The organism is Capnocytophaga cynodegmi DSM 19736 (genome assembly GCF_000379185.1).
Classification (GTDB): domain Bacteria; phylum Bacteroidota; class Bacteroidia; order Flavobacteriales; family Flavobacteriaceae; genus Capnocytophaga; species Capnocytophaga cynodegmi.
Window position 1 is genome coordinate 230,653 of the sequence record NZ_KB900703.1, and the last position, 26,161, is coordinate 256,813.

21 protein-coding genes are annotated in these 26,161 nt (G+C 35.4%); 9 read left to right on the forward strand and 12 right to left on the reverse strand.

Annotated features, from left to right (window positions below; genetic code table 11):
* Nucleotide 1 precedes the first annotated feature (1 nt).
* Nucleotides 2-331: a MerR family transcriptional regulator gene (locus YW9_RS0101005; protein ID WP_018278313.1), complete on the forward strand. Its 330-nt coding sequence runs from the start codon at nt 2-4 to the stop codon at nt 329-331.
* Nucleotides 332-359: 28 nt separating this feature from the next.
* A complete protein-coding gene (locus YW9_RS0101010) occupies nt 360-725 on the forward strand; it encodes an arsenate reductase family protein (RefSeq protein ID WP_018278314.1) in 366 nt (121 codons plus the stop codon).
* Here the strand turns inward: YW9_RS0101010 and YW9_RS0101015 are convergent.
* The 11 genes from YW9_RS0101015 to YW9_RS0101070 form a co-directional block, all read right to left on the reverse strand.
* Nucleotides 711-1,691 carry a LuxE/PaaK family acyltransferase gene (locus tag YW9_RS0101015; protein ID WP_018278315.1) on the reverse strand — a complete coding sequence of 327 codons (981 nt, stop codon included), beginning with the start codon at nt 1,689-1,691 and terminating at the stop codon, nt 711-713. The two genes, YW9_RS0101010 and YW9_RS0101015, sit on opposite strands and share 15 nt — an antisense overlap.
* A gap of 112 nt (nt 1,692-1,803) precedes the next feature.
* Nucleotides 1,804-4,017: a glycoside hydrolase family 3 C-terminal domain-containing protein gene (locus YW9_RS0101020; RefSeq protein ID WP_018278316.1), complete on the reverse strand. Its 2,214-nt coding sequence runs from the start codon at nt 4,015-4,017 to the stop codon at nt 1,804-1,806.
* Nucleotides 4,018-4,158: 141 nt separating this feature from the next.
* Entirely contained in the window at nt 4,159-4,863 is a 705-nt protein-coding gene (locus YW9_RS0101025; protein ID WP_018278317.1) for an SGNH/GDSL hydrolase family protein, read from the reverse strand.
* A gap of 17 nt (nt 4,864-4,880) precedes the next feature.
* The gene (locus tag YW9_RS0101030; protein WP_018278318.1) at nt 4,881-6,347 is read right to left on the reverse strand and encodes a glycoside hydrolase family 30 protein; all 1,467 of its coding nucleotides are present in this window, start codon (nt 6,345-6,347) and stop codon (nt 4,881-4,883) included.
* A gap of 4 nt (nt 6,348-6,351) precedes the next feature.
* On the reverse strand, nt 6,352-7,845 hold the full coding sequence (locus YW9_RS0101035) for a RagB/SusD family nutrient uptake outer membrane protein (protein ID WP_026193712.1): 1,494 nt from the start codon (nt 7,843-7,845) through the stop codon (nt 6,352-6,354).
* A 12-nt stretch (nt 7,846-7,857) separates the two neighbouring features.
* Nucleotides 7,858-10,827 (reverse strand): SusC/RagA family TonB-linked outer membrane protein, encoded by a 2,970-nt coding sequence (locus YW9_RS0101040; protein ID WP_018278320.1) that lies wholly within the window; start codon nt 10,825-10,827, stop codon nt 7,858-7,860.
* Nucleotides 10,828-11,117: 290 nt separating this feature from the next.
* Nucleotides 11,118-12,743, reverse strand: a complete 1,626-nt coding sequence (locus YW9_RS0101050) for a DUF6377 domain-containing protein (protein ID WP_018278322.1) — start codon at nt 12,741-12,743, stop codon at nt 11,118-11,120.
* A gap of 16 nt (nt 12,744-12,759) precedes the next feature.
* A complete protein-coding gene (locus tag YW9_RS0101055) occupies nt 12,760-15,357 on the reverse strand; it encodes a DNA gyrase/topoisomerase IV subunit A (RefSeq protein WP_018278323.1) in 2,598 nt (865 codons plus the stop codon).
* Between the two features lie 517 nt (nt 15,358-15,874).
* Nucleotides 15,875-17,176: a UDP-N-acetylglucosamine-peptide N-acetylglucosaminyltransferase gene (locus YW9_RS0101060; RefSeq protein WP_155848689.1), complete on the reverse strand. Its 1,302-nt coding sequence runs from the start codon at nt 17,174-17,176 to the stop codon at nt 15,875-15,877.
* The gene (locus YW9_RS0101065; protein ID WP_018278325.1) at nt 17,103-17,510 is read right to left on the reverse strand and encodes a tetratricopeptide repeat protein; all 408 of its coding nucleotides are present in this window, start codon (nt 17,508-17,510) and stop codon (nt 17,103-17,105) included. Before YW9_RS0101065 ends, YW9_RS0101060 begins: the two co-directional genes overlap by 74 nt.
* Before the next feature lie 63 nt (nt 17,511-17,573).
* Complete coding sequence (locus tag YW9_RS0101070; protein WP_018278326.1) at nt 17,574-19,856, reverse strand: GH92 family glycosyl hydrolase; 2,283 nt, start codon at nt 19,854-19,856, stop codon at nt 17,574-17,576.
* 96 nt (nt 19,857-19,952) lie between these two features.
* Here YW9_RS0101070 and dut point away from each other — a divergent pair, with 96 nt between their 5' ends.
* From dut to YW9_RS0101105, 7 genes are all read left to right on the forward strand, one after another.
* On the forward strand, nt 19,953-20,387 hold the full coding sequence (gene dut / locus YW9_RS0101075) for a dUTP diphosphatase (RefSeq protein ID WP_018278327.1): 435 nt from the start codon (nt 19,953-19,955) through the stop codon (nt 20,385-20,387).
* A 27-nt stretch (nt 20,388-20,414) separates the two neighbouring features.
* Entirely contained in the window at nt 20,415-21,170 is a 756-nt protein-coding gene (locus YW9_RS0101080; RefSeq protein WP_018278328.1) for a DUF4292 domain-containing protein, read from the forward strand.
* A gap of 8 nt (nt 21,171-21,178) precedes the next feature.
* A complete protein-coding gene (locus YW9_RS0101085) occupies nt 21,179-22,498 on the forward strand; it encodes a murein hydrolase activator EnvC family protein (RefSeq protein WP_018278329.1) in 1,320 nt (439 codons plus the stop codon).
* 18 nt (nt 22,499-22,516) lie between these two features.
* On the forward strand, nt 22,517-22,942 hold the full coding sequence (locus YW9_RS0101090; RefSeq protein ID WP_018278330.1) for a GNAT family N-acetyltransferase: 426 nt from the start codon (nt 22,517-22,519) through the stop codon (nt 22,940-22,942).
* Between the two features lie 96 nt (nt 22,943-23,038).
* The gene (rbfA, locus tag YW9_RS0101095) at nt 23,039-23,431 is read left to right on the forward strand and encodes a 30S ribosome-binding factor RbfA (RefSeq protein ID WP_018278331.1); all 393 of its coding nucleotides are present in this window, start codon (nt 23,039-23,041) and stop codon (nt 23,429-23,431) included.
* A 37-nt stretch (nt 23,432-23,468) separates the two neighbouring features.
* On the forward strand, nt 23,469-24,629 hold the full coding sequence (locus YW9_RS0101100) for an ABC transporter permease (RefSeq protein ID WP_018278332.1): 1,161 nt from the start codon (nt 23,469-23,471) through the stop codon (nt 24,627-24,629).
* Between the two features lie 19 nt (nt 24,630-24,648).
* Nucleotides 24,649-24,876: a SemiSWEET family transporter gene (locus YW9_RS0101105; protein ID WP_026193715.1), complete on the forward strand. Its 228-nt coding sequence runs from the start codon at nt 24,649-24,651 to the stop codon at nt 24,874-24,876.
* Between the two features lie 70 nt (nt 24,877-24,946).
* Here YW9_RS0101105 and YW9_RS0101110 read toward each other — a convergent pair whose 3' ends face one another.
* The gene (locus tag YW9_RS0101110) at nt 24,947-25,681 is read right to left on the reverse strand and encodes a hypothetical protein (RefSeq protein ID WP_018278334.1); all 735 of its coding nucleotides are present in this window, start codon (nt 25,679-25,681) and stop codon (nt 24,947-24,949) included.
* Nucleotides 25,682-26,161 lie beyond the last annotated feature (480 nt).

The following is a 26,161-nucleotide window of genomic DNA, read 5'->3' on the forward strand; positions in this document are numbered from 1 at the left end:
AATGGAAATTAATTTACCTGATAAATTGTATTACACCATAGGTGAGGTTGCAAAAGCTTTCGATGTAAATGCTTCTTTAATAAGGTTTTGGGAAAAAGAATTTGAAATTATAAATCCTAAAAAAAATGCCAAAGGAAGCCGAAAGTTTTCCCCCGATGATGTGAGGAAATTGCAACTAATCTATCATTTGGTAAAAGAGCAAGGACATACTTTGGAAGGAGCCAGACAAAAACTTCAAGAAAATACACAAAAAACATTTTCCAACTACGAAATTGTTGAAAAATTGGAGCGTGTTAAACAAATGTTGATATATCTGAAAGAGTCTTTTTAAATGAATTATTATTTTAAAATCAGTCGTTTTGAATAAAATATACTACCTCAGCACTTGCGATACTTGCAAACGAATCTTAAAAGAATTAGAACTTCCTAAAGATATTCATTTACAAGATATTAAAAAGAATCCAATTTCGGAAAGTGAGCTTGACTTTCTGAAAAATACTATTGGAAGCTATGAAAAACTTTTTAATAAACGTTCACAACTTTATAAGCAGCGAAATTTAAAAGACCAAAATCTTACTGAAAATGATTACAGAAATCTAATTTTGGAACACTACACTTTTTTGATTCGTCCTGTCATAATTATTGATAATCAGGTTTTTGTGGGGAATTCTCCGAAAGTAATTTTAGAGGTAAAAAATAAACTTCAAAGTTTACATAACCAATAAGTTACAACCTCTTATATCAGCATTGTCAAATCTTCCTAAAATTTCAAACGTGTTGTCGTTGTACACCTTTCCTAAATCTTGGGTAGCAATGAAACTACACGAATGTATATTGGCTAAGTCGATGATGTTCACACCACCACTTTTTCCATTTGGGAGGAAAGATAAAGCATCGTTGGTATCTCGAATTAGAATTTTAAGCCAAGGAACGGTTTTGAAAATGCCTTTTCCAGAGGAGTATCCTTGCGAAAGTAATTCTGTCATTCCGTATTCAGAATGAATCTGTTGTGTGCCAAATCCATCACACAAAATTCGATGTAATTCCTCTCTGATAAGTTCCTTTCGGCGTCCTTTCATTCCGCCAGTTTCCATTACAATTGTGTTTTTCAATTGAAATTGATGTTTTTCAGTCAAATCCAACAACGCAAAGGAAACGCCTATTAGTAATGTTTTCTGTCCTTTTTCGTCTAAATCATCAAGAATTTCAGCTAATTTGTCCAATTCGTACAGATAGAATCCGCTATTTGTGTTGTTTGATTGCTTGATGAGGTCTTCCACCATATAAATTAACGAAGAACCAGACCGTTCCAAATAGGAGGGAAGAAGAGCCAAAATTACATATTCTGATGGCTTTCCGTAGAATAATTCAAATCCTTTCCGGAAACTTTTTTCGTAAACAGAAATATCTTTCACAAAATGTTTGGAAGTGTTACTACCTGTGGTTCCGCTACTTGTAAATATTTGTTGTTCTGTGTTCTTTCCGCAAAAAATTCGTTTCGATTTAAAAAATTCAATAGGTAAGAAAGGAATGTCATAAACAGAATGCACATTGGCAGGATTCTTTTTTAAATAAGAACAGAATTCTTTGTATACTTCATTGTTTTTGAATTGATAATCAAATATTTCTAAAGATATTTCATCAAATTCTTTATTTGTTTTAATAGAAAAAATGCGTTCCTCAAGTTTCATTTTTGGTTTGAAAAGAATTATTCTTTTGCAAAGATAACAGAGATTTACGTAAAAAGACAACCCGAAAATAAAAAATCTTCGGGTTGTACAGAAGTTAGAATGCTATAAGAGATTATTGCAGAGAGAAGGTAATTCTTGTTTTGATATCAGCTGATGAACTTCCTATAAAGGCTTCAAATTCACCTTTTTCGGCTACCCAATCGTGTTTTTTCTCATCGAAGAAAGAAAGAGCTTCTTTGTCGATAGTAAATTTCACTACTTTGCTTTCCCCTGCTTTCAAATACACTTTTTCAAAGCCTTTGAGTTCTTTGTACGGACGCATCACAGATGATTTTACATCGCGAATGTATAATTGAACTACTTCGGCTCCGTCTCTATTTCCTGTGTTTTTCACACTAACAGAGAAAGTTATTTTATCATTGGCTGACATTGTTTTTTTGTCGGCAGACACTTTTCCGTACTCAAATGTGGTGTAGGAAAGTCCGTGTCCGAAAGCAAATAGTGGCTTGATTTTTTTGGTGTCTGCCCAGCGGTAACCTACTAAAATTCCTTCGTGGTATGTTTCATTCTCGCCTCCAGGGTATTCGCCCATAGCGTGAGCTCCATTATCTTGTAATTTTACAGGAAATGTAAAAGGAAGTTTACCAGAAGGATTAACATCACCCGCCAAAATATCTGCTAAGGCATTTCCTGCTTCTGAACCTAAGTACCAATTTTGCACAATTGCTGGAACTTCGTTTACCCAAGGCATTGCCACAGCATTTCCTGAAATCATTACTACGATTAGGTTTTTGTTGGCTTTTGCCAAAGCACTAATCACAGCATCCTGCCCATAAGGTAATCCGTAAGATTTTCGGTCATTTCCTTCGCAATCTTGTCCATCGTGTTTGTTTAATCCACCGATGAAAATCACATAATCTGCACTTTTAGCTACATTTACAGCTTCGGCAATCATTTCAGAGGCAGGGCGTTTGTCTGTAATGTTTTGTCCTGCACTAAGTCCGTCTTGGTCTTTGTAATCGTCACTGGCATAGCCTCTTGCAAAAACAACTTCTGCCTCGTTACCAATGCGCTTTTTTATTCCGTCGAAAGGAAGAATTTCGTGAACAGCTTTCAAAGAAGAACTTCCGCCACCAACGGTCATCACTTTAATGGCATTTTCACCAATGATGGCGATTTTTTTAGCTTTTTTCAAGTCTAAAGGCAATACATTTCCTTCATTTTTTAGTAAAACGATTCCTTCCTGACCGATTTTTCGAGCTACGGCAAAATGTTCAGGCGAAGCGAACGAACCAAACGGACGATTTGGAGCCATATTGGTGCGGAACACCAAACGCAAAATATTTCTAACTTTTTCATTAACAACCTCTTCTTTGATTTCTCCTGATTTTAATTTCTGTAGAAAAGGTTGCGCCAGATAGTAATGGTCGTAGGCGTTAGCTTTGTTTTCTGTAAGCCCGTCTGTCCAAGTACCAAATTCCATATCTAAGCCGTGATGTGCAGCGTGGTCGGTGTTGTTTACAGCTCCCCAATCGGATACTACCGCTCCGTCAAATCCCCATTCATTTCGAAGAATATCAACAAGAAGATATTTATTCTGACTTGTCCATTGGTCTTTGTATTTGTTGTAAGCTCCCATAATTGACCACGTTTTTCCTTCCTGAACAGCAGCTTTGAAGGCAGGAAGATAAATTTCGTACAAAGCACGGTCGCTTAGCTTGACATTCACCGTATGGCGATTGATTTCCTGATTATTAAGAGCGAAGTGTTTTACACAGGCAGCCACCCCGTTGGACTGAACTCCTTGAATATAAGGAACTACCATTTTTGAAGCGAGGTAAGGGTCTTCGCCCATATATTCAAAATTACGTCCGTTTAGTGGTGTACGATAGATGTTTACACCAGGACCTAAAAGCACATTTTTATTTCGGTAACGGGCTTCTTCCCCGATGGCTTTTCCGTAGAGTAAACTCATTTCAGGATTCCACGAAGCAGCAAGGCAGGTTAAGGCAGGGAAAGCTGTACAGGCATCGTTTGTCCAACCCGCTTGATTCCATTCGTCCCAAAGCACTTCAGGGCGAATGCCGTGTGGCCCGTCGGTCATCCAATTCTCAGGGATTCCCAATCGTGGTACCCCTGGGGAACTGAATTTGGATTGTGCGTGACACATCGCCACTTTTTCTTCCAACGTCATTCGTGAAAGAGCATCTTCCACTCGTTTTTCTATAGGTTGTGAATTATCTAAATAAATAGGTGATTTTTCTTGAGCAGAAAGAAATCCTATCGCACAAAAAAGAAAAATCGTTTTTATAGTTATCTTTTTCATTTTGAGAATATTTTAATACATTTTTTGCATACATTTTTTTGCCAGTTCTGCAAGAGAAGAACTTAAAGATAAGTCCTTACTCTTACATCACTGGGACTACTAACCCTAAATTTTACACTAATTATGAAAAAAATTCATTCTTTATTTTATTAAATAAGGCTTAATTACTTCTGTCCAAAGCCGATATCCTTCGGCGTTGAGATGTAATTTGTCTTCTACGAAAATATCTTGTCGTAAATTTCCTTCGGTATCGTACATCACTTTTGTAATATCAATGTAAGTGTAATTTTGTTCTTTAGCATTGGCTTCCAGAAAACTATTTACTAAAAGTTGGTCTTTGATTTGGTCGGCTTTATGTTCAGATGGCTTCAATGAAACCACGTAAAGCGATGAATTTGGATAATCTTTTTTGAGTTTTGCGATAAAAATTCGGAATAAATCAAAACATTTTACCGCTGAAACTCCTTCTTTGTGAGACCCTAAGTCATTTTCAACATAAAGCAGAATTTTCTTAGGATTGTATCCTTTGGCAATCACTTTGTAATTGTAAATCATATCACGAAGCGTAGAACCTCCGTACGAACGACGAATAACTTTCAATGGAGCAAAATCCTCATAGATTGTTTTCCAGAGGTTTATGGACGAACTTCCCAGAAAAAGTACATCACATTGTTTATTGGGTAAATTTTTGTTTTCTTTTTTGTATTTATCAATGTCGTGCTGATAACGTTTAATCCAAGCAGTTTCATCGGATTGCTTGAAAGGAATTTTTGTTTTGATAGTTGTGGTTTGACTCCAAGAAATGATTGAAATTAAAAACGTTATGATTAAAAATATTTTCTTCATTAGTTTAAATTTTTACTTTAATTATTCCATAAAAAAGATGCCACACTACGTGCCGGAATACTATATTTAAAATGTTTTTTGTTATCATTTATTGTAATTTCTTCATCGGAAGAAGCTCTATTTAGAAGTACTAAAGCGTAACTTCCGTCAGAATTTTTGAAACTTGTACACAAAATGTTTTTGTTATTGGTTTGCGATTGAATACGCACGGCATTGGGTTTTATAACCGATGACAAATGCCCAATAACATAATAATGTGAGTTTTTGGTGATGGTTTTGTAATCACTTGATGAAATATCGACCGCTCCGTAGCAAGTTTTACAACCTCCTTCCCGATTGGGAGCACCTTTTTCGTCGAGCATCAAATTCCAAACAATAACGGCTTTTCCCCAATTATTGAGGATTCCGATGCCAATATGCTCCATATCATCTAACAAACGTGCTGATAAATTTCGTCCGTCGTTCCATTCTCCGATAGAAGTTTCGGTGAAAATGAGTTCTTTATCGGGCTGTGCTAAATGTATTTTTTGAAGTTCATCGTAATGCCCTCCATAATTGTGATAGGCAGCTCCTGCAATGTAACTCGATGCTTCTTTGTCGCTGTAAATATGGAGCGGATAATCCTTCTGGTCTGCCATATTGTCGTAGTTGAAGTTATGGTCGAACAGGTAAATTTTGGTCGTGATTCCTTCTTGTTTGAAACGTTTCCCTAACGATTTTTTTATGAAATCCAACTGTTCTTGCCAACCCATAAATAGTGAAGCAGAATTTCCTCTGTTAAGTGGTTCATTCTGAATGGTAACTGCATCAACTTCAATGCCGTGACTTTTCATTGCTTGAAGCCACTTCACGAAGTATAATGCGTAATCATCATAGTGTTTTGGGTTGAGGTGACCACTAGTCCATTCATAATGGGGTTTTAAATCCTTCAGGTTGTTTACCTTCATCCAACGTGGTGGTGTCCAAGGCGAACCGATGATTTTAACGTCAGGATTTATGGTTAAAATTTCTTTCAGAATAGGGATTACGTATTCTTTTTCTTCGGATTGTAAAGCGAAATTTTCAATTCCTTCTTTGTCACAAAGGGTATATTCACTCATTGAGAAGTCGGAGCAACCGATAGAAATTCGCACATAACTTTGCCCTAAACCTTCAGTGGTTGAGAATGTTTCTTTTAAGAAAGTAGTTCTGTCGGAAGGTTTCATTTTCAGTAGATTGTAGCAAGTTGACCCCGTTATCGCTGACCCAAATCCGTAGATAGACTGATACTTTTCGGAAGGATTTAGCGTAATATCAGCCTTTGTTTGGGCGTCATTCATCACCAAATTGATTTCTTCCTTATGAAAACTCTTTTCGCTATTTGCTGTGGTGATTAAAACTGTAACACTTTCATTATCAGTTTCAGGCGAATTGGACTTTTGGGCAGTACACGAGGTTACTGCCCAAATTCCAAGAACTATATATGATAGAGAAATGCGTGTCATCTGTTTAATATCCAGGATTTTGAGTTAATTTTGGATTAGCTTCAATCTCGGATTGAGGTACAGGATATAACGTAGTTTGTTCTGTGAAAGGCTTCATAGTCAAACGTTTTGGGTCTCGTGAATTAAGAGAATTCATTATTTCAACCACTTTTCCTGAACGTAAAAGATCAAACCAGCGATGTCCTTCGAAAGCCAATTCCAAACGGCGTTCTTTCATAACCGCAGCCATCATTGCATCAGAAGAAGACGTTACATTTGCAGGAAGAGCAGGTAATTTCACTCTGGCACGTACTTGATTTACTAAGGTAGCTGCATCATTTAAGTTTCCTGTAGCAACTAAGGCTTCAGCTTTTAAAAGCAAGATATCCGCTAAGCGTAACTTGATGATACTATTTAAGTTAGAACGAAGTTTATACACAAAAGGATAATTTTCTTTAGGATAGTAATGATCATAAGATACTTCTTCATACACAATAGATTGCGATTTTCGAATAACATCGCCTTCGGAGTCAAAATCAGCAATTAAATCACGTGAAGGAGCTACCCATCTTGCCCAAGAGATTTTATCCTTCGGGTTCAGGTAATTTTTGCCAACAATACCTCCAACCCACATATAAGCCCCTTGGTAGGAAATCTCGAAAATAGATTCAGCAGAATTACGAACTTTTACATCATTTTTAGCTTCATTAAGTTGAAATAAATCAGCATAATCGGGTAATAATGAAAATCCGTTGGCGATAACAGCATCACAATGAGCGATGGTTTTAGCGTAATCACGAACTGGAATCTCTGCATATACTTTGGCTAAAAGTGCATTGGCTACAGCACTACTCAACAAAAATTTGTTTGAACTATTGATAGCAGGAGCATTCTGAACGGCTTCTTCTAAGTTTTTGATAATGTCGTTATAAACTTCCTGAACGGAATTTCGTTCACGATAAAGCAATTCATTTACTTCGTCGAAAGAAGCTATTGAAGGTACATTTACGGCAGGTAACAAAGGTACTTCGCCCCAAAGACGAACCATATCATAGTACATCCACGCACGAAGAATCTGAGCTTCGGCTTTCCATTGTTTTCGTTCTAACTCGGTAAGGGAAGTGTCAGGTACCTTATCAACATTTGCGATGATAATATTTGCACGAGATACAGCCGCTAGATACCCCTTCCAATCTCTTGTTATGTTACCATTAGAAGCATCTTGTATATTTCGTTCAACGGCTACTACAGGAAAATCGGTTGACCCTGCGTACGCATTGTCAGAACGTGTTTCAGAATTTACTTCAAAGTCAAGACCCCAAAACTCCTGTCCGTTATTTTTGATGTAAGTGTACATATTGTCATAGGCGGCTTGCATTTCGGTTTTAGTGGTAAAGTTGGTTGTCCCAGTATTACCACCTACCGTAACTTGACTGTAGTCGGCAAGAGGATCTTGATCTAAATTGCAAGCAGTAAGTAACATAACTGATGCAAAAAAAGGTGATATATATTTTTTCATTGTAATCAAGTTTTAAAATTCTACATTAAGTCCGAAGATAAAGGTTTTCGTTTGTGGATAAGTTCCCCAATCAATACCGAAAATAGGTTCATTTCCTGTAAATTGGTTTACTTCTGGGTCGAAACCTTTGTAGTTGGTAAAGGTCAACAAGTTCTGTGCTGTGAAATAAGGCTGTATTTTTCGAATACCCAATCTTTCTAAACTTTGCACTGGTACGTTGTAGGAAAGTGTTACGGATTTTACTCGTAAGTATGAACCATCTTCCACCCAACGTGACGAAGCGAAGATATTATTTGTTCCTCTAATAGCTCGAGGAATATCGGTTATTTGACCAGGTGTTCTCCAACGATTTAGTACTGCTGTTGATTGATTTTTACCATCATACATACCTTCCATTTCAATGCGAGAAGCATTGTAAATATCATTTCCGTAGGAACCTTGTAGAAAGATATTTAAGCTGAAATTTTTGTAAGTAAAATCGTTAGTCAAACCGAAAGTGAAGTCAGGATTTGGGTCACCAATAAATGTTTTGTCATTTGAGTCAACATTGCCATCGCCATTAACATCACGATAAACGATATCTCCAGTATCAGGGTTTACACCTTCACTAATGCGTCCCCAAAATTGTCCCAAAGGCATTCCTTCTTGCATTCTTACTACGTACTCATTAGTTCTTTCAGAAGTTCGAGCGTAATAATATACTTTCTGAAGTGTCAGTTTTTCTAATTTATTTCTGTTGAAAGAAATATTGAAGGAAGTGTTCCAATTGAAGTCCTCACCTACAAAATTTCGACTATTGATGCCAAATTCAAGTCCTTTGTTAGTCATTTCACCTTCGTTTCTGTACACAAACGGATAAGGTGAAGTTGCAGGAAGCGGTACATTCATTAACAAATCAGTAGTTCTTTTCAAATATGCATCTGCAGTTAAAGCAAGACGATTGTTAAACAATGCTATATCAATTCCAATGTTACTTTGCGTAGTAGTTTCCCAAGTTAAGTCAGGATTTGAAAAGCTTGTAGGGCTTATTGTTACAAGAGCGTTCGTATTGTTGCTGTCCCACCAGTCTTTTCGAGTGATACTATATAGCAATAAGTGTCCGTAAGGTCCGATACCTGCTTGGTTACCTACCTGACCCCAACCTCCACGGATTTTTAAATCAGAAAGCCAAGCCACATCGTTCAAGAAATTTTCTTTAGAAAGTCTCCAACCTACTGAAATTGAAGGGAAGTAACCCCAGCGTTTGCCTGGTGCTAATTTTGAAGAGCCATCGGCACGGAAATTAGCCGTCAACAAATATTTTCCGTCATAGTTGTAAGAAATTCTTCCTAAATACGACATCATTGTCCATTGTGAAGCATACGTTTTTGTGCTATTAGGGTCAATTTTATTGGCAGCATTCAAGGTTTTGATATCTGAAGAAGCATAATGAGAACCTCTTATTTCACTTTCGTCATATTTTGAAGTTGTTCCAGAGGTACCTGCCAATAATGATAATGAATGTTTTCCGAAATTTTTGTCAAAAGTTAGAAGATTATCAAAAGTTAGTAACGTCACGTTTGAACGAACATCAGAAGCACTTCCGAAGTTTTGACGTCCCCAAGCTGTTGCCTCTGGGTCAAGCCAACTTGTGTGTTTATGAGCTAATCTATCAATAGCAAAAGTTGATTTGAACTTCAGTGCATCTGTAAAATGAATTGTAGCTGAACCACTACCAACAAAACGATTGTTGTTGGTTGAATTGTCTGCATTACGAGAAATATTCTCAACTGGATGGGTGATGTTTACTCCATAAAAATTGTTATAATATTGCTTCGGATTATCACTCCAAATGGGGGCATACGTTGGAGTATTTATAACAGAAAGCACTACACCCGCACGGTTTGAGCCTTGTCCAGAGATAATATTATTTGATGAATAGTCAGAGTAGGAGATGTTAGCTCCTAATGTAAGCCATTTTTTGGTTTTGTTTTCTAAATTCAAACGAACATTGTATCTTTCAAAGAATGAGCTACGGATAATTCCGTCATCTTTAGTGTAACCTGCTGAAAGGTAGTAATTCGTTCTTTCGTTAGCGTCCGAAACTGAAACTTGATAATTACGGTTGAATCCAGTTCTGTACGTCTCTTTGTGCCAGTCAGTTACATCAGTCAATCCATTTGGAATAGTCGCTGCTTTTGTTTCGTCCATCAACTCTTTATATTGAGCATAATTAAGGGATTCAATCTTATTAGCAATGTTCGACATACCAATATAAGAATTGATTGACACTTTCGCTTCTCCTTGTCTTCCTTGCTTTGTTGTGATAAGTACTACACCGTTAGCTGCACGTGAACCATAGATAGCTGATGATGACGCATCTTTCAAAATTTGCATATCCTGAATATCGGTAGGAGCAATATTGTTGATGTCCTGTACAGGAACGCCATCTACCACATAAAGCGGGTCGTTTGAAGCACTAATAGAGGTATTTCCGCGAATGCGAACCGATAATCCTGCACCTGGAGCCCCATTGGGCTGAACCACCTGAACCCCAGCAGCTCGTCCTTGAATAGCTTGTGCAGCTGATGTTACAGGACGCTGGTCGATGTCCTTTGTGCTTACAGAAGTGATGGCAGTGGTTACGTCACCTTTTTTCTGAGTACCATAACCAACAACAATAACTTCATCTATTTCTTGCATTTCCTCACTCATTTTTACGTTAACTATTGTTCCTGTAACTCGTACATCAATAGTTTTGAAGCCTACGTAAGAAAATTCCAGTATAGCACCCTGAGGGACATCTTTTAGTTCATATTTTCCGTCAAAATCAGTTGAAATACCTTTTGTAGTTCCTTTTATGATTACAGAAACTCCAGGAAGAGGTACTCCTGAGCCATCTTTTACCGTTCCTGTTACCTGACTGTAGTTTTGTGCTTGAAGTGAAATTACAATACTAAATAACAAAACGAAACTCAATACGTATTTTTTTAGTACTTTCATAAATAATAAAATTAGTTATTAATCTTCATTTGCTTAAAAAGGTATACTCCTTTTTTCAACCTCAAAGTTATTATAAAAAAATGCTATGAAATTTTTCTGCAATACAAAAGTACTAATTTAAAAAATTATTTATCTGATTATTAGTTTTTTAAGGTTTTAAAGTAATAAAAAAAAGTACTTAAATATGAGCAAAAAATAAGTCGAAACATACTTTCTTTCGACTTGTTTCGATTGTTTTCGATTCTTTTTTAGTAAATTTTCTTCTTTCAGTAAGAGTTTGAAAAACGAAATTATTTCACGTTCCATTGCCCAATGGTTTTCACTTTTTCTTCAAATTCATCGCGTTCCCCCTTGGCTTTGTTTCGTACTTTGGTGCGGTAGTTGTAGACGGTTCGTAACGAGTAACGCAAAAATTCGGCTATTTTGTTGCTGTCAGTAATTCCTAAACGAATTAGTGCAAAAATTCGTAATTCAGTATTTAGCAATTCGCCTTTTTTGGGGACTATTTTTTCATCATCTAAGAGCAGATTGTTAAACTCATCAACAAAATTGGGATATATACTTAGGAAAATTGTATCCAAGTTTTTATACAACTCTTCTATTTCTTTTTCTTCTATCGTATTCGATTTCAGTAGTTTTAGTAGTTCGTCAAACTGATTTCGATTTGCTTTCTTGTACAGGAATTTTCGATAATTCTCAATTTTATCAATATAAGCCGAACACAAACTGAAAAAATGAGCAATATATTGTTCCTTGATGTGATTTACTTCTTGCAAATTTTGATTCATTTCCAAAAGGTCGGCGTTAAGTTTTGCAAGTTGTTCGTTGCTGTAATGGAGCTCTTTACGTATTTTTATCAGTTTCTTTACTTGTTTGTAAACATATCCTAAAGCGACGACTAAAGCTATGGATAAAATACTGATTAGAAGTAAATATTTCTGTAGTGTTTTTTTTTGTTTTTCTTCTTTTTGTTGGTACGCAGTGTTAATAATGGTGTAAAATGAAGTCCCTTCTTCGGCTCTGTGGCGTACATTGCAGAAAATAGCATCTTCTATCGCCATTTTTATGAATAAATATGCCATATCAAGGTTACCTGTTTCATAATGAGTTAGAGCAAGACTTTGCAAGGAAGCATTGTTTTTGATTGCATTTTGAATATCTGTAATTGCAGAAACCGAAAAATAAGCCTCTTGCATATCAATATTGCCTTTTTCTTGATGAATTTTACCTAAAAAGTATGCAATTAAAGCTCTCTCTGGATTTTTATCGGTGGTTTTCGATAATAAATTTAGAAATTGGCTTTCCGAAAGTTCTTTTTTCTGAGTATAAAAGTTTTTAATAGCACTTTCTATCTCGAATTCGATACTTTCAGATGGAAGATTGAGTAAAAGTGAATCGCGATATCGGTCACTTTGGTTGAAATAATCAATGTTGTTGGTGCTTTGCCCATAATGGCTATAAAAGGAGTAATATGAATCGTAGTATTCACATAGCATTTTCTGGTTCAAAACCGATTTATCGATAGATTTTAACAAATCCAACGCCTCAACGTACATTCCTTTGATAGAGAAAAGCCTTGAAAGAAGGATATTTACCTCATTCTTTAAAATAGGTTCGTTGAGTGTTGTTGCGATTTTCTTATTTTTAAGAAGATAAGTTACAGCTGAATCTACTTTGTATTTCTGATATTCTTCATAGAGCTTCAAATGAATGTGATAAATCTCGGAAGTAGGCAAACTTTTGTCTGATAATAATTCTTTTAAAGAATTAATTTTTACTTCTTTCCTATTTGTGTATATTTTGCTGTTTTCTATGGTGTTAGACAGATGTTTTACAATAGAATCTTTGTTTTGTTGTGCATAAAAATTATAACAACAAAAAGCCACAAAGAAAATTAGCAAAATATGTTTTTTCATAGTTATTTCTAAAAAATTAAAATTCTAACTCTGTTTGACCATTGTTTTCATCATTATCCTCTATAATTTCATCATCACCCAAATCTTCTTCAGTAATTTCTACATCATCTTGTTCTTCATACGGAAGAGACTCTAAGCTGATGATTTCCTTCACTTTATCGGTAGTGAGTTGGTTTCCAAGTGCTTTTATTCCTTTTATGGCGATAAATTCTTCTAAATTTACCAATATGTTTTCTTTCTCAGGCTTTCCACGTTCTTTAGTGAGAATTACTTCCGCCATTGGTCGCCAATCGGAAGAAATGAACAACAAGTGTGATTTCGGATGTTCTGTGATGATTAGTTCCTCTTTATTCTCATTTTCAATTAGAAAACGTTTTACAAAGCAACGTTCTTTTTCGCCATCGTAATAAATTGCAGAAATGGGTTTTTCAGGAATCCATTTTTCCATAATCAAAATGTTATCATCGAAATGCAGACTTAGGTCAGGGATAACTGTTTTGATATTGCCATCTTTTGTTGCCAGAAGTAATCGGTCGCTACCTTTGAAAGCTCCGAGAAGTTTCCCTCTTTCTTCTGTATTTAAGCGTTTTACAATGTCGTCAAACCAAATTTTTCGGGGTTTTAGTGTGGAAACGCCTTTTTCTTTTAGTTCAACACGCTTAATTGGATATTTTGAAACAAGATTTCCTTTTACGCCACGCCCCTTTATGAGTGTATCAGCAAAATTAATATCCCATCTCAGTTTACGAACGCTACCTACCTGACGCAAATTTATGGTTACAATTTCTGCTTCTCCGTTCGGATTTGCACTGAAATATAGTATTTTAGAATTTTTGTGGTTTGGAATAAGTTCGTATTCTTTGTCGCGAATAACGCCCGTTACGCTAAAACGTTTGATGTACGAAAATCCAGTTTGTCCATCTTTGTAAATGAGGTTGTAGATGGTGCGTTTGTCATCTTTTTTGAAAACAGCAGCGTGAATGATATTTTTTTCAACATAAGTTTTGTCACTTACTTTCACCACTTTCATTATTCCGTTTTCAGCAAAAACAATTACATCATCAATATCGCTGCAATCGCCTATGTAGTCATCTTTTTTGAGTGATGTTCCTACAAAACCTTCTGCTTTATTGACGTATAATTTTATGTTTCGGACAACTACTTTGGTCGCTTCAATATTATCAAACGGACGGATTTCAGTTTTGCGTTCTTTTCCTTTTCCGTAAGTTTCTTTCAGGCGTTTGAAGTGATTAATTGCATAATCAATAAGATTTGCCAAATGAATCTTAATTTCTTCAATATCAGCTTCGATTTTTAGCATATTTTCATCTGCTTTGAAGGTGTCGAATTTGGTGATACGAATCATCGGGATTTGCGTAAGTCGTTGCAGATGCTCGTTTGTGATTTCTTTGATTAGCTGCTCTTTAAAAGGCTCAAAACGATTGCGTAGATACTGATAAAGTGCCTCTCTTTCAGAATATAACTTAAAGTCGATGTACATTTCTTCTCGGATAAATATCTTTTCTAAAGAAGAAAAATGCCATTGTTCTTCAAGTTCGCGTAATTCTACCTCTAATTCTTTTTTTAATAGTTGAACCGTGTTATCGGTAGAGCGTCGCAGTATTTCTGAAATCGTTAAAAAATGAGGTTTATTGTCCTGAATTACACACGCAAGTGGAGAGATTGATGTTTCACAAGCAGTAAAGGCATAGAGGGCATCAATGGTTTTGTCGGGCGAAATTCCAGGGGGCAGATGAATGATAATATCCACATTTTTAGCCGTGTTGTCATCAATTTTTTTGACTTTTATCTTTCCTTTGTCATTGGCTTTTAAGATAGATTCAATGAGTGAACCTGTGGTGGTCGAAAAAGGAATTTCGGTGATGCGGAGCGTACTTTTGTCTACTTGTGAAATTTTTGCTCGTACCCGAACACGTCCACCACGTTGCCCGTCATTGTAATTGCTTACGTCCATAATTCCCGCCGTTGGGAAATCAGGATAAAGCTCAAAAGGCTGATTTTTCAAATATGAAATGGAAGCATCAATAAGCTCCAAAAAGTTGTGTGGTAATATTTTAGTAGACAGACCTACTGCAATTCCTTCTGTACCTTGAGCCAAAAGCAAAGGAAACTTTACAGGCAGATTCACAGGCTCTTTTTCTCTTCCGTCATAACTTACTTGCCACTCGGTTACTTTCGGACTAAAAACGACATCTAATGCGAATTTGGAAAGCCTCGCTTCTATGTAACGTGAAGCGGCGGCGGCATCTCCCGTAAGTATGTTTCCCCAAGCTCCTTGCGTATCAATGAGTAACTCTTTTTGTCCGAGTTGTACCAACGCGTCGGAAATACTGGAATCACCGTGTGGGTGAAATTGCATTGTATGACCTACAATCTTGGCAACCTTATCCAAATGTCCTTTGTACAACTCCCTCATAGAGTGCATAATCCGACGTTGTACAGGTTTGAATCCGTCTTCAATGGCAGGTACGGCACGTTCCAAAATAACGTAGGAGGCATAGTCCAAAAACCAATTTTGGTACATTCCTGTAATTTTGATGATGCTTTCGCCTGATTGTTGCAAACTTTGTGGTGTGTTTTCTTCGACTGACATAAGGTAAGGATTTTGATAGTTTGCAAATATATAGAAAAATTAGTAAATCTCAGAAAGTTGATTTTTGTTTTCAGTCTGAGCAAAACATCTGTAAGAAGTTAAAAGTTAGTAAGTTTCTTTATCCATTACCATTAACAAATATTTCTACATATGAAGCGAAAGTTTTATTTTAAGTATCCCAACTCAACCCATCGTGACTATTAAGTATTTGCAATCATTAGAGAAAAATCATTTAGTTATTAACTCCTTTGTAATAATTTGACCAAAATCTATTTAGTCATTACTTCTTTTACGATAATTGAAATGAAAAGTATTTAGTCATTTGTTTCTTTATAGTGATTTTAGAAAAAATCATTTAGTCATTGGTTCAGTAATAACCATTAAAATAAAAAGTGTTTAGTTATTAGTTTCCTTAGGATGATTTGATTAAAAATTATTTAATAGTTACTTTCTTACAATAATTACAAAAAAAATTTAGTCATTATCTGTTTTATAATGACTTAACTTTTATTGAATGCTATTCCTTTCGGTAAGGCAAACTAGCGTTGATTGGCAATGAAGAATGCGAAATTTTAATATGAGTAAAATCTTTCATCTGGTATCTGAATATTTCTACTTTTCTTTTCTGGTTAGTTTTTTCGTAATTTGTTCCTAAAATTACCTCATCTATCATATTAGTTATATCTGAGTAAGGTACATAAATAGAATTTGATTCTTTGCAATGCTGTATTTTGTCAGAATCCATTTTTTCTATTTGCATTAATCGGAATTCTTCTTCATCACGGAAGGCAAAATCTTTAAACAAATAACGAATATACTCCAATTTATTTCTATCTTCTTCTGATACACTTTCTACTTTGAAATATTTCATCAGATTAATCAAGGCTTCCTCCAATTTTTTCTTGCGTACCTCGTGCCATTCTTCATTATCACCGACCTTGTTTAATAATACTCCAAATCTTGAATCGTCAGTTAATTTAATCTCACACTTACTCTCTTTAATGTATTCGTCCAAGTAAGCAATATAAGCAACTTGATAGAGAGGTAGTTTTAGTGATTCCTCTGATTCAAATTCATTATCTGGTACGAGTAACTTTTTTCTCCCGTTTACTAATGGACGATAGGATGAAGCAATATAAGTATCTTGTAACCAATCCCTTTCTTTGTTCAATACCAAACAGCAACCCGATGCTTCCACACCATCTTCCTTTCCATATAATCGGAATTGATTTAAGTCATTGACCCTTGTAGAAAAACAAGTAAAAAAGGCATTATAAGGAGATAATTCACGTTTATTATCTAACTCTAAATCTTGCTGGTTTAACAATTCTAATAAAACATCACCCTCCGTCGGGTCATTCATATAAGTGGAACTTCCCATACGCATATTGCTTCTTTCTTTGCCTTTCAAACCAAACAAATTTTCACAAACGATTGGACTTGTGTAATGTGCTAAAGGGATTTCACGTAATTCTCTTGGGAAAACATTTAGCACAGCAAGAATTGAAGCTATATGATTATCTATTGGATTTTCAACATCGAATGATAACTCTTTCAAAATATAAGTCTTTTTTTTATCAAAATATTCATCATATTTTTCTAATGGGAAAAGAGCCGAAATAAGTTTTTCAATCCATTTTTTTCTATCGTCTTCACCTAAATGCTGACTATTTATCAAAGATTCTATTTTTGCTAAATCTTTATATGCTTTTTCTTTTAAAGTTGTATCTTTCTCTTTTTTGCCTTTAAAAAAAAGTCGCTCCTGCAATCCAATATGACGCAAGTAATTGATGATGAGTGTTTTTTTCTTTTTCTGCAAGATTTAATTCTTTTATGTAGCTTTCAATAGCACTATCAAAACTGTCTTGTTGAAAATAAGCATTTCCAATCCAATCCAGAGAAACTAATTGTTCTGTTATTTTTCGCTCATTTTCTGCAATAACCAATCGTTTAGAAAAAAAATCAGTTGCCTTATCAAAATCTTTTTTTCCAAAATAACATCTTCCCAGCCAATACAATACACTTAACTTCTTTTCGATGTTGATTGATTGCTCTAGTACTTTTTGAAAGATCTCGATAGCCTCTTCATATTTTTTATTCTTGAATAAATCAACTCCTTCTTTTATTATCTTATTTATTTCATTCTTATCCATAAAATTGTAGATATTATTAAAAAAGCTAAGGGCGAAAAAATTTTTTCGCCCTTACATTGTCAATTATTTGTTTGTCGGTGCTACCGACCCCATTACGAATTTTAACTCTCCGCCGTTTTTAAGTTCTTCATCAGTGATAAAAGTGCGGTCGAGTGGTTTGCCGTTAAGTGTTGCCGACTGAATGTACATATTTTCCGCAGAAACATTTTCGGCAATGATGGTAAAGGTTTCTCCGTTAGGCAGATTTATTTTCGCTTTCGGGAACAACGGACGCCCAATTTCGTACTCACCCGAAACAGGATTCATCGGATACAAACCAATGGAACTCCACACATACCAAGCCGACATTTGTCCGCAATCCTCATTTCCTGAATATCCGTTCGGCGTGGTGTTATATTGCGTTTTCAAAATTTCATTTACCCAATATTGTGTGCGATGTGGCTCTCCCGCTTTGTTAAACAGATACGCAATATGGTGGCTCGGTTCGTTGCCGTGAGCGTACTGCCCAATCAGTCCCGTAATGTCCGCCGAAACGTTATCGCCCGTAATTTCAGAACTTTCGGTAAATAGTTTTTCCAAATGTGTTGTGAATTTCTCTTTTCCTCCGAAAGCCTCAATAAGTCCTTTCGGATTTTGCGGAACAAACCACGAATGTTGCCAAGCATTTCCTTCAGTGTAATCAGTAGCTTCGCGGTGGTTGGAGTGTTTCGGGTCGAAAGGCTCACGCCATTTTCCACTTGCCGATTTGCCTCGCATAAAGCCTGTTGTGGGGTCAAATAAATGTTTGTATGCTTCGCTTCGTTTCATAAAAAACTCATAATCATCGGTTTTCCCTAAGGCTTTTGCCATTTGTGCTACACACCAATCATCGTAAGCGTATTCCAAGGTAATGGTTACCGATTCGTCCCATTTGTCGTACGGAATGTAGCCGTATTGTTTGTAGAATTTCAGTCCGCGTTCGTCTCCCATCATCGTTTTTTTCATCATTTCGAAGGCTTTTTCGGCATTGAACGAACGAACGCCTTTCAAATACGCCTCAACAATCACAGGGATAGAATGATAGCCCGTCATACAATCGGTTTCGTTGCCGTAGAGCGTCCAAACGGGAAGTTTATTGATAACGTCGGAATACGCTAACATTGAGCTAATAATATCCGAAGATTTTTTAGGTTGAAGCAAAGTAATTAGCGGATTTTCAGCGCGGAATGTGTCCCACAATGACAAAGTAGAATAGGCTGTAAAATCCTTGGTGGAATAAATTTCATCGTTTTGCTGACGGAATTGTCCGTTCTTGTCAGAAAACGTAACAGGAGCTACTTGCGTGTGATACAAAGCTGTGTAGAAAATCGTTTTAAGCGAATCGATAGGCGTTTCAATTTCGATAGAAGAAAGATGTTTTTCCCAAGTGTCGTGAACTTTTTGGCGTACTTCGGCAAAGGTGCGTTTGTCGTATAAATCCAAATTATCCAAAGCATTCTCTTCACTTACAGAAGAAACCGCTACACGCACTACCAATTCTTCCCCTGTGGAATTATCAAAGAAGAATTGCCCTGATGAGATTTGTTTTCCACTGTTTTGAAGTTGTAAATCTTTAATAGGTTTGGAAAATGCAATAGCGAAGAACACTTTTTGATTTTTCGCCCAACCTGTACTGAATCGGTAGCCTGTGATGATGTTTCCTACGTTTTGTCCATCCAATTTTTGGTCGCTTTGACGAATGCTCATCTCGGTCGGGTTGTCCCAATTGATGGCAAATCCTAAATTGAGAATCACAGATTGTATATCGCCTTTTTGGAAAGTATATTTATGTACTCCAACATATTGGTCGGCAGTAAGTTCCACATTTACTTTCGGGTCTTCCAAGAAAACTTGATAATACCCTGGTTCGGCTTTTTCATTTTGGTGTGAGTAACGTGACTTGTACGTGACTTGATTGCGGAAGTCCAAAGCAGCCTTCGGATATTGGTCTTTTTTTCCAGTGGAAAGTTGCGATAAATCGTATTCTTTATTGACAGGCATCAGCAAAATATCGTTCAAGTCACCGATACCTGTTCCACTGAGCGATAAATGCCCAAAACCGATGAGCAACGTATCGCTGTGGTGGTAACCCGAGCACCAATCCCAACCGCTGATGCCGTTCACGGGGCTTACTTGCAACATTCCGAACGGAACGGTAGCTCCAGGGTAGGTATGTCCGTGTCCGCCCGTACCGATGAAAGGGTCAACGTACGTGGTGAGTGGTTTGACTTCAGGCTGCTTAGTTTCCTGATTTTTTGCTACTTCATTTTTACAAGAAGCTAAAAGTAAAATGCTTAACGCTGTAAAAGTAGTGTATTTTAATTTCATTTTTATTGATTTGTTAATTAGAAGACTCAAAGGTACAGATTTTTTTCGATTTCTGAACTATTTTTGGTACTTTTGCCCTCATTAAGTCCAAGAATTATGATAGTTAAAATTAGAAATATTTCGCAAAATCCGATACCTTGTTACCAAACAGAAGATTCAGCAGGAATGGACATTCGAGCTTCTTTGGATAAACCTATCGTTTTGAAACCTTTGGAAAGAATTGTGGTGAAAACGGGCTTGTTTTTGGAAATTCCTAAAGGATACGAGGTGCAAATTCGCCCCAGAAGTGGTTTGGCGGCCAAACACGGGATTACAGTTTTAAATAGCCCTGGAACTATTGATGCTGACTATCGTGGTGAAATTGGCGTGATTTTGGTAAATCTTTCTAATGAGCCATTTACTATTGAAAATGGAGAACGAATAGCTCAAATGGTTTTTGCTAAATATGAAAAAGCAAAACTTGAAGAAACTACAGAACTTTCTGATACTGATAGAGGAACTGGAGGTTTTGGAAGTACAGGAAGCAAATAAAAATCTCCATTAATTTAAATTGAAATAATGAAAAAAATAATTACTTTTTTAACAATTTGTTTGTTTTTAGTAGCCTGTAAGTCGAAAAAAAATGTAATCTCTTCCGAGGAAGTAAATACAAGTTTAAAGGCTAAAGAAATTGTGGAGTTGCATAAACGTTCTTTTCCTGAGTTTGAGACCCTAAGCGGAAGCGTTTTCGCTTCTTACGATGATGGAGATGGAGCTCAAAGCCTCTCACTTAGTTTTCGTATGCAAAAGGACAAGGCTATTTGGCTTTCTGCACCACTGGGAATTGCAAAAGTGTACATAACTCCACAAAGGGCAAGTTATTACAACAGACTTGAGAATGTCCATTTTGATGGAGATTTCTCTTACATCAGTAAATTATTAGGATTTGAAGTAAATTTCGAAAATTTACAAAACTTGTTGTTAGGACAATCTATCTACCCGCTGACAAGAGAGGCAAAGTTATTACAAACGGACAATCAACATTATCTTTTGGAAATACAAAAAACTCCAAATATCAATGTTGTATATGGAGTTAATCCTGGAAATTTCCGTCTTGGTTTTTTTGACGTTTTAGAAAAAGATTCAGCAACTAATGGCAAAGTACAATTTTCATACCAACAAGTTGATAATGTTTTAATTCCTAATACGATAAAAATAAATACTTTACAAGGGAATCAGAATATAACTATTGAGCTTGATTTTAACGGAATGAAAGTCAATGAAAAAGTAAATTTTCCGTTTAAAATTCCCCCAGGAACAAAAGAAATTAAATAATATTGAAAATGAAGCAACTAAATTGTTTTCAAACTTGCAAATTTCGTCATTCAAATATTTGGAATTTTAACTTTCAAATACTTGGGTTGTATCGTTTTCAAATATTATTTCTGTTGTTTCCCTTTTTTCTTTCTGCACAAACCAAACAAAAGGACTTGGAAAATCGGAAAAAAGCTATCATTGAGCAAATTAAGCAAATGTCTGAATTACGTGCCCAACAAACCAAACAACGCAAATCCACCATTTTGCAGATTGAAGAAGCTAATGAAAAAATTCAGGCACGAACAAGACTTATCCAAATTACGCAACAACAAGCAAATCTGATTTCTAAAGAGATAGATGATAATGAAAAATCATTAACAACTCTGCAAAAGGAATTAAAATTTCACAAGCAAGAGTATTCGAAACTCATAAAACAATCCTATAAGAGCAAATCTTCACAAAACCGATTGATGTTTTTGCTTTCGTCCGAAAGTTTTTGGCAAGTTTACAAACGATTTTCGTATATGAAACAATATGCTGAGTACCGTAAAAAACAAGTAAATGAAATTCAAACAAAATCAGAAAAAATAAAACAAATTAATAATGAGCTTGTTATACAGCGTAATGAGAAAAATGTTGTTTTAGAAGAAAACAGAAAAGAAGAGCAAACACTCTTGCAAGAAAAGAAAGAATTGGAAGTTTTGGCAACCAATATACGTCAAAAAGAACGCAATTACGAAAAGCAAATCCGTGAGAAACAAAAACAAGCTGATGCCATTGATCGTGAAATTCAGAAACTTATCCGATTAGCTATCATTGAAGCCAACAAAAGAGAAAAAGCTCTTAACTCAAAAGGAAAAGATAAAACGGAAAGCCAAGCGATGACTTCAGGCGAGATTTCTTTTGTGCTAACTCCTGAATCTAAAAAAGTAGCTAATAATTTTGAAGCCAACAAAGGAAACTTAGTTTGGCCTGTGGTAAAAGGGTATAAATCACAAGGTTTTGGAACGTACAGCGATCCCGTATATCCCGATGTGAAGCATTACAACAATGGTGTTACCATCGCTACGGAAAAGGGGGCTGAAGCACGGTCTGTTTTTGAAGGAGAAGTGTCTGCCATTCAGTCTATTCCAGGAAGTAATAAAGTAGTGCAAGTGCGTCACGGAAATTATATTTCTATTTATTACAATCTAACAGATGTTTATGTGAAAAAAGGGGATAAAGTGAAGACAAAAGAGGCTTTAGGAAAAATTTTCACAGATAGCAACGGGAAAACAGAAATGAAGTTCTTTTTGTACAAAAATACAACTCGGCTTAATCCAGAATATTGGATACACAGAATGTAATTTTATAAAAATAAATCTATGGAAATATTTTTTCTTGAGAAGACAAATATAACATCATCAATTGAAAAACAGATACAAGATTTGTTTTCTGAACTCTCTGATATACAAACAGTTTCTTTGGAGAAACTTTTTAGTCTTGCCCAAAGTCCGTACATCGCTTTATGCTCTGATGAAAATAAAATCGTTGGAATGGCTACAATGGCTGTTTATGATGTTATTTCGGGTCGAAAAGCTTGGATTGAAGATGTGGTAGTTTCGTCAAATTACAGAAAGAAAGGAATTGGTGAACGTCTTACACAATTTTTAATTGAAAAAGCTAAGGAATTGGAAGTTAATATGCTACTCTTGTATTCCAATCCAAAACGTGAAGCGGCTCATCGTTTGTACAAGCGAATGGGATTTTTGGAGAAAGGCAGTACACTTTTTGCTATGACTATCAAGTAGTTAAGTTCAAAGTATGTTAATTGTTTGAAATCAACACGATAACTTTTTTGAATTCTTAATTCTTCTTTTTCAACTTAAATCATTTATCTTTGCCATATGGAAAGTAACAGACAAAAAAAAATAGCGGGTATCATTCAAGAAGAACTTGCCAAGATATTACAGCAGTCAATTCGTGATGCAGGTCAGCATAATTTACTCATTTCTGTAACTAAAGTGAACATTACAGTAGATTTATCTGTGGCAAAAGTTTATTTGAGTGTATTCCCAGAGGAAAAAGCTCCTGAAATTCTTAAAGGGTTGGTATCCAATACACCAATGATTAAGCACGAACTATCACAAATTACAAAAAATCAATTCAGACGTATGCCTGATTTACTATTTTATGTAGATGATTCTTTGCAATATATTGAAGGTATTGAGAAATCGCTCAAAGGTGAAGAAAATCCGATAGAAAATCGTGATTTGCTTTACAAACGAAAAAAATCATAAGTTTTTGAAGGCTGTCTTTCACATAGCAAAACGCTATATGATTGCGAAAAGTTCGCAAAATGTCATTAATATCATCAATCGGGTTACGGCTTTAGTGGTGGTCATTGGTGGGGCGGCTTTGTTCATTGTTCTGGCGGGATTTGCTGGTTTGAAGACGTTTACGCTTTCGTTTTCCTCTGTATTTGACCCTGATTTGAAGATATTTCCGAAAATAGGAAAAACCATTACAATTTCTGAAGAAGAAATAACAAAATTAAGAAACACTAAAGAAATTGCAAACTTCAGCCAGATAATTGAAGAACAAGTCTTTCTAAATCATAAAGAGAAAAATCATATTGCTTATATAAAAGGAGTTGATGAAAACTATTCCTCTGTAAATGAGGTTGATAGTATTCTGGTTTTGGGAGCTTGGGATGTTAGTCCGCCCAGTGTTGTGATTGGTGCGACAATTTTTAATCATTTGGGATTGGCTTTTTTCGATGGTTCTTCTCCTTTGCAAATTGTTGTGCCTAAGGCAGGTAAAGGAAGTATAACGCAGGAAGCAAAACCTTATCGCGAAACATTTGCTACAATTTCAGGAATTTATCAAATAACAGAAGAATTAGATAAAAAATACGTATTTTCTTCATTATCAGAAGCTCAGTATGTTTTGGGTTTGCAATCAAATCAAGTTTCAGCCATTGAGGTAAGATTGCCGGAAAATGTAGCCGAAGAAGAAGCTACTGAAGCGATTCATTCCATTTTCGGAGATAAAGTCATTGTAAAGAACAGAGCCCAACTCAATGATGCATTATATAGAATGTTAAATACTGAAAATATTGCTATCTATCTGATTTTCATATTGGTGCTCATCATAGCTTTTTTCAATTTGGTTGGGGCTATTATAATGATGATTTTGGATAAGAAGAAAGACTTAAAAACGCTATACGCCTTAGGAATGACAGAAAAACAAATGCAGCAAATATTTTTTCTGCAAGGTACAATGGTTTCGGTTATTGGTGCGTGTGTTGGGGTTGTATTGGGTATTATTATAGTCTTTTTACAAAAGAAATTTGAGTGGATTATGATAAGTTCTACACTTCCGTATCCTGTTGAAATTGAGTGGGTAAATATTTTAATTGTTTTCGGGACAATTGTAATTTTAGGAGTTTTAGCTTCGTTTTTGGCTTCTTCAAGGGTGCGAATTGCTCAAAAATAAAAACCTAAAAATAGAAACAATGATTGATTTGATTGGTTATGTTGCCTCATTTTTTGTTGTGCTTAGTTTTCTGATTAAGGACAACATACTGTACATACGTTTCACCAATTTGGTTGGTTGCATTCTTTTTGTTATTTACGGATTTTTGATAGATAGTATTCCGATTATTTTGCCCAATGCTTTTTTGGTTTTTGTGCAAGTTTTTTATATTTTGAAAAAAAACAAAGAGAATCAAAACAAAAAATAAAAGTTTTAGTCTTTTTAACAGATACAAGTTTTTATTCTTTGTTTTGATGTGGATTACAGACCTAAAAATTTTAAATTTTCCCCTCAACAAGCTGAAAACCTTCATCACGTAAAGCAGGCCATATTGCTTGTAACCAATGGGATTCTCCGTAAAGTAGTAAGATTTTCTTATCTTCACTATTAACCAAAAGTTGCTTCAAATGCTTGTTGCGAAACTCCTGTGTAAAACCATATCTGCTATTGCTCCTGCGTTTACCCAGTATAGGGTTGCATTGGTAAGGAGCATTTAAAGGTGTGCTGTAATCGCACTCATCCAACGGAATTTCTCCGTATGTTGCTTCATAACGGGCAATGATTTCCTCAAAACGTAAATCGGCATTGGTGTCTGTTCTTTGTGAAACGCCTGTGTTATCCAAGGTTTGTCCTACATATTTTTTATAACATTTAGGCATAGACTTGTTATTTTCGTCGCTATAATTAGAAAGATGAAACCCTAAAAGTTTCCTACGTTTTAATCGCAAGGTGTCCAACTGCCCTTTTCGAAGGGCGACAGTGTCTGTCAGCACTGCTTCATAATAAATCTTATAACCTTGTTTGCGTTTTTCTGTAACAAAAGCTTTGACTTCATCATAATATGCTTGTTTGCCTAAGTGAGCCATTGGTATGTAAATTATCTCTCGGTCTCCCTTAACCATTACACGTTTGTGTTTTAATGCTGATTTAGTTACTGCAAAAGTTTTCAGTAATAAGCACTGGCAAGAGCTGATTGAGAAAGCTAAAAAAATTATTAAAATAAATTTTTTCATAAGAATATTCCTTTTTTAAAACAAAACCAATTCGGATGTTTTGAAAAAACGTATTAATTATCAGATTCTTATATATCCAAATTGGTTTACAAGTTCCTCTTCCTTTTTTCTTATTTCCATTCTCGTCTGTATACTTGTCATTACAATTTTAAATACACTCCGTACTGGTAGCTTCTGTATAGATTTCGGAGAAATTAGTATTCCTTGTTGCAAGGGTTTGTGCCATTTGTTGTTCGGCTGTTAATTTAGTTCTACCTGATTTGAGTGTGCTACTTGTTTTTTGCAAATATAGAGAGTAAATATTAATATCCAAGTTTTTAAGTCTGTTTGTTTAAAATATTTTTAATAAAATGAATTTTTTGTTGAAAAAATGATAAATAGGGAATGTTAAAAAAATACGAATAATTTAAAAGTTTTGCTATGCAATGATGTAAAATTAGGGTTAAAACAATAAAAACAAATAATTGTTAAATTTTTTAT

Coding starts and splice junctions, on each gene's coding strand:
- YW9_RS0101005 (WP_018278313.1), top strand. CDS start 2: ATGGAAATTAATTTACCTGATAAATTGTATTACACCATAGGTGAGGTT.
- YW9_RS0101015 (WP_018278315.1), bottom strand. CDS start 1,691: ATGAAACTTGAGGAACGCATTTTTTCTATTAAAACAAATAAAGAATTT.
- YW9_RS0101020 (WP_018278316.1), bottom strand. CDS start 4,017: ATGAAAAAGATAACTATAAAAACGATTTTTCTTTTTTGTGCGATAGGA.
- YW9_RS0101025 (WP_018278317.1), bottom strand. CDS start 4,863: ATGAAGAAAATATTTTTAATCATAACGTTTTTAATTTCAATCATTTCT.
- YW9_RS0101030 (WP_018278318.1), bottom strand. CDS start 6,347: ATGACACGCATTTCTCTATCATATATAGTTCTTGGAATTTGGGCAGTA.
- YW9_RS0101035 (WP_026193712.1), bottom strand. CDS start 7,845: ATGAAAAAATATATATCACCTTTTTTTGCATCAGTTATGTTACTTACT.
- YW9_RS0101040 (WP_018278320.1), bottom strand. CDS start 10,827: ATGAAAGTACTAAAAAAATACGTATTGAGTTTCGTTTTGTTATTTAGT.
- YW9_RS0101050 (WP_018278322.1), bottom strand. CDS start 12,743: ATGAAAAAACATATTTTGCTAATTTTCTTTGTGGCTTTTTGTTGTTAT.
- YW9_RS0101055 (WP_018278323.1), bottom strand. CDS start 15,357: ATGTCAGTCGAAGAAAACACACCACAAAGTTTGCAACAATCAGGCGAA.
- YW9_RS0101065 (WP_018278325.1), bottom strand. CDS start 17,510: ATGGATAAGAATGAAATAAATAAGATAATAAAAGAAGGAGTTGATTTA.
- YW9_RS0101070 (WP_018278326.1), bottom strand. CDS start 19,856: ATGAAATTAAAATACACTACTTTTACAGCGTTAAGCATTTTACTTTTA.
- dut (WP_018278327.1), top strand. CDS start 19,953: ATGATAGTTAAAATTAGAAATATTTCGCAAAATCCGATACCTTGTTAC.
- YW9_RS0101080 (WP_018278328.1), top strand. CDS start 20,415: ATGAAAAAAATAATTACTTTTTTAACAATTTGTTTGTTTTTAGTAGCC.
- YW9_RS0101085 (WP_018278329.1), top strand. CDS start 21,179: ATGAAGCAACTAAATTGTTTTCAAACTTGCAAATTTCGTCATTCAAAT.
- YW9_RS0101090 (WP_018278330.1), top strand. CDS start 22,517: ATGGAAATATTTTTTCTTGAGAAGACAAATATAACATCATCAATTGAA.
- rbfA (WP_018278331.1), top strand. CDS start 23,039: ATGGAAAGTAACAGACAAAAAAAAATAGCGGGTATCATTCAAGAAGAA.
- YW9_RS0101100 (WP_018278332.1), top strand. CDS start 23,469: ATGATTGCGAAAAGTTCGCAAAATGTCATTAATATCATCAATCGGGTT.
- YW9_RS0101105 (WP_026193715.1), top strand. CDS start 24,649: ATGATTGATTTGATTGGTTATGTTGCCTCATTTTTTGTTGTGCTTAGT.
- YW9_RS0101110 (WP_018278334.1), bottom strand. CDS start 25,681: ATGAAAAAATTTATTTTAATAATTTTTTTAGCTTTCTCAATCAGCTCT.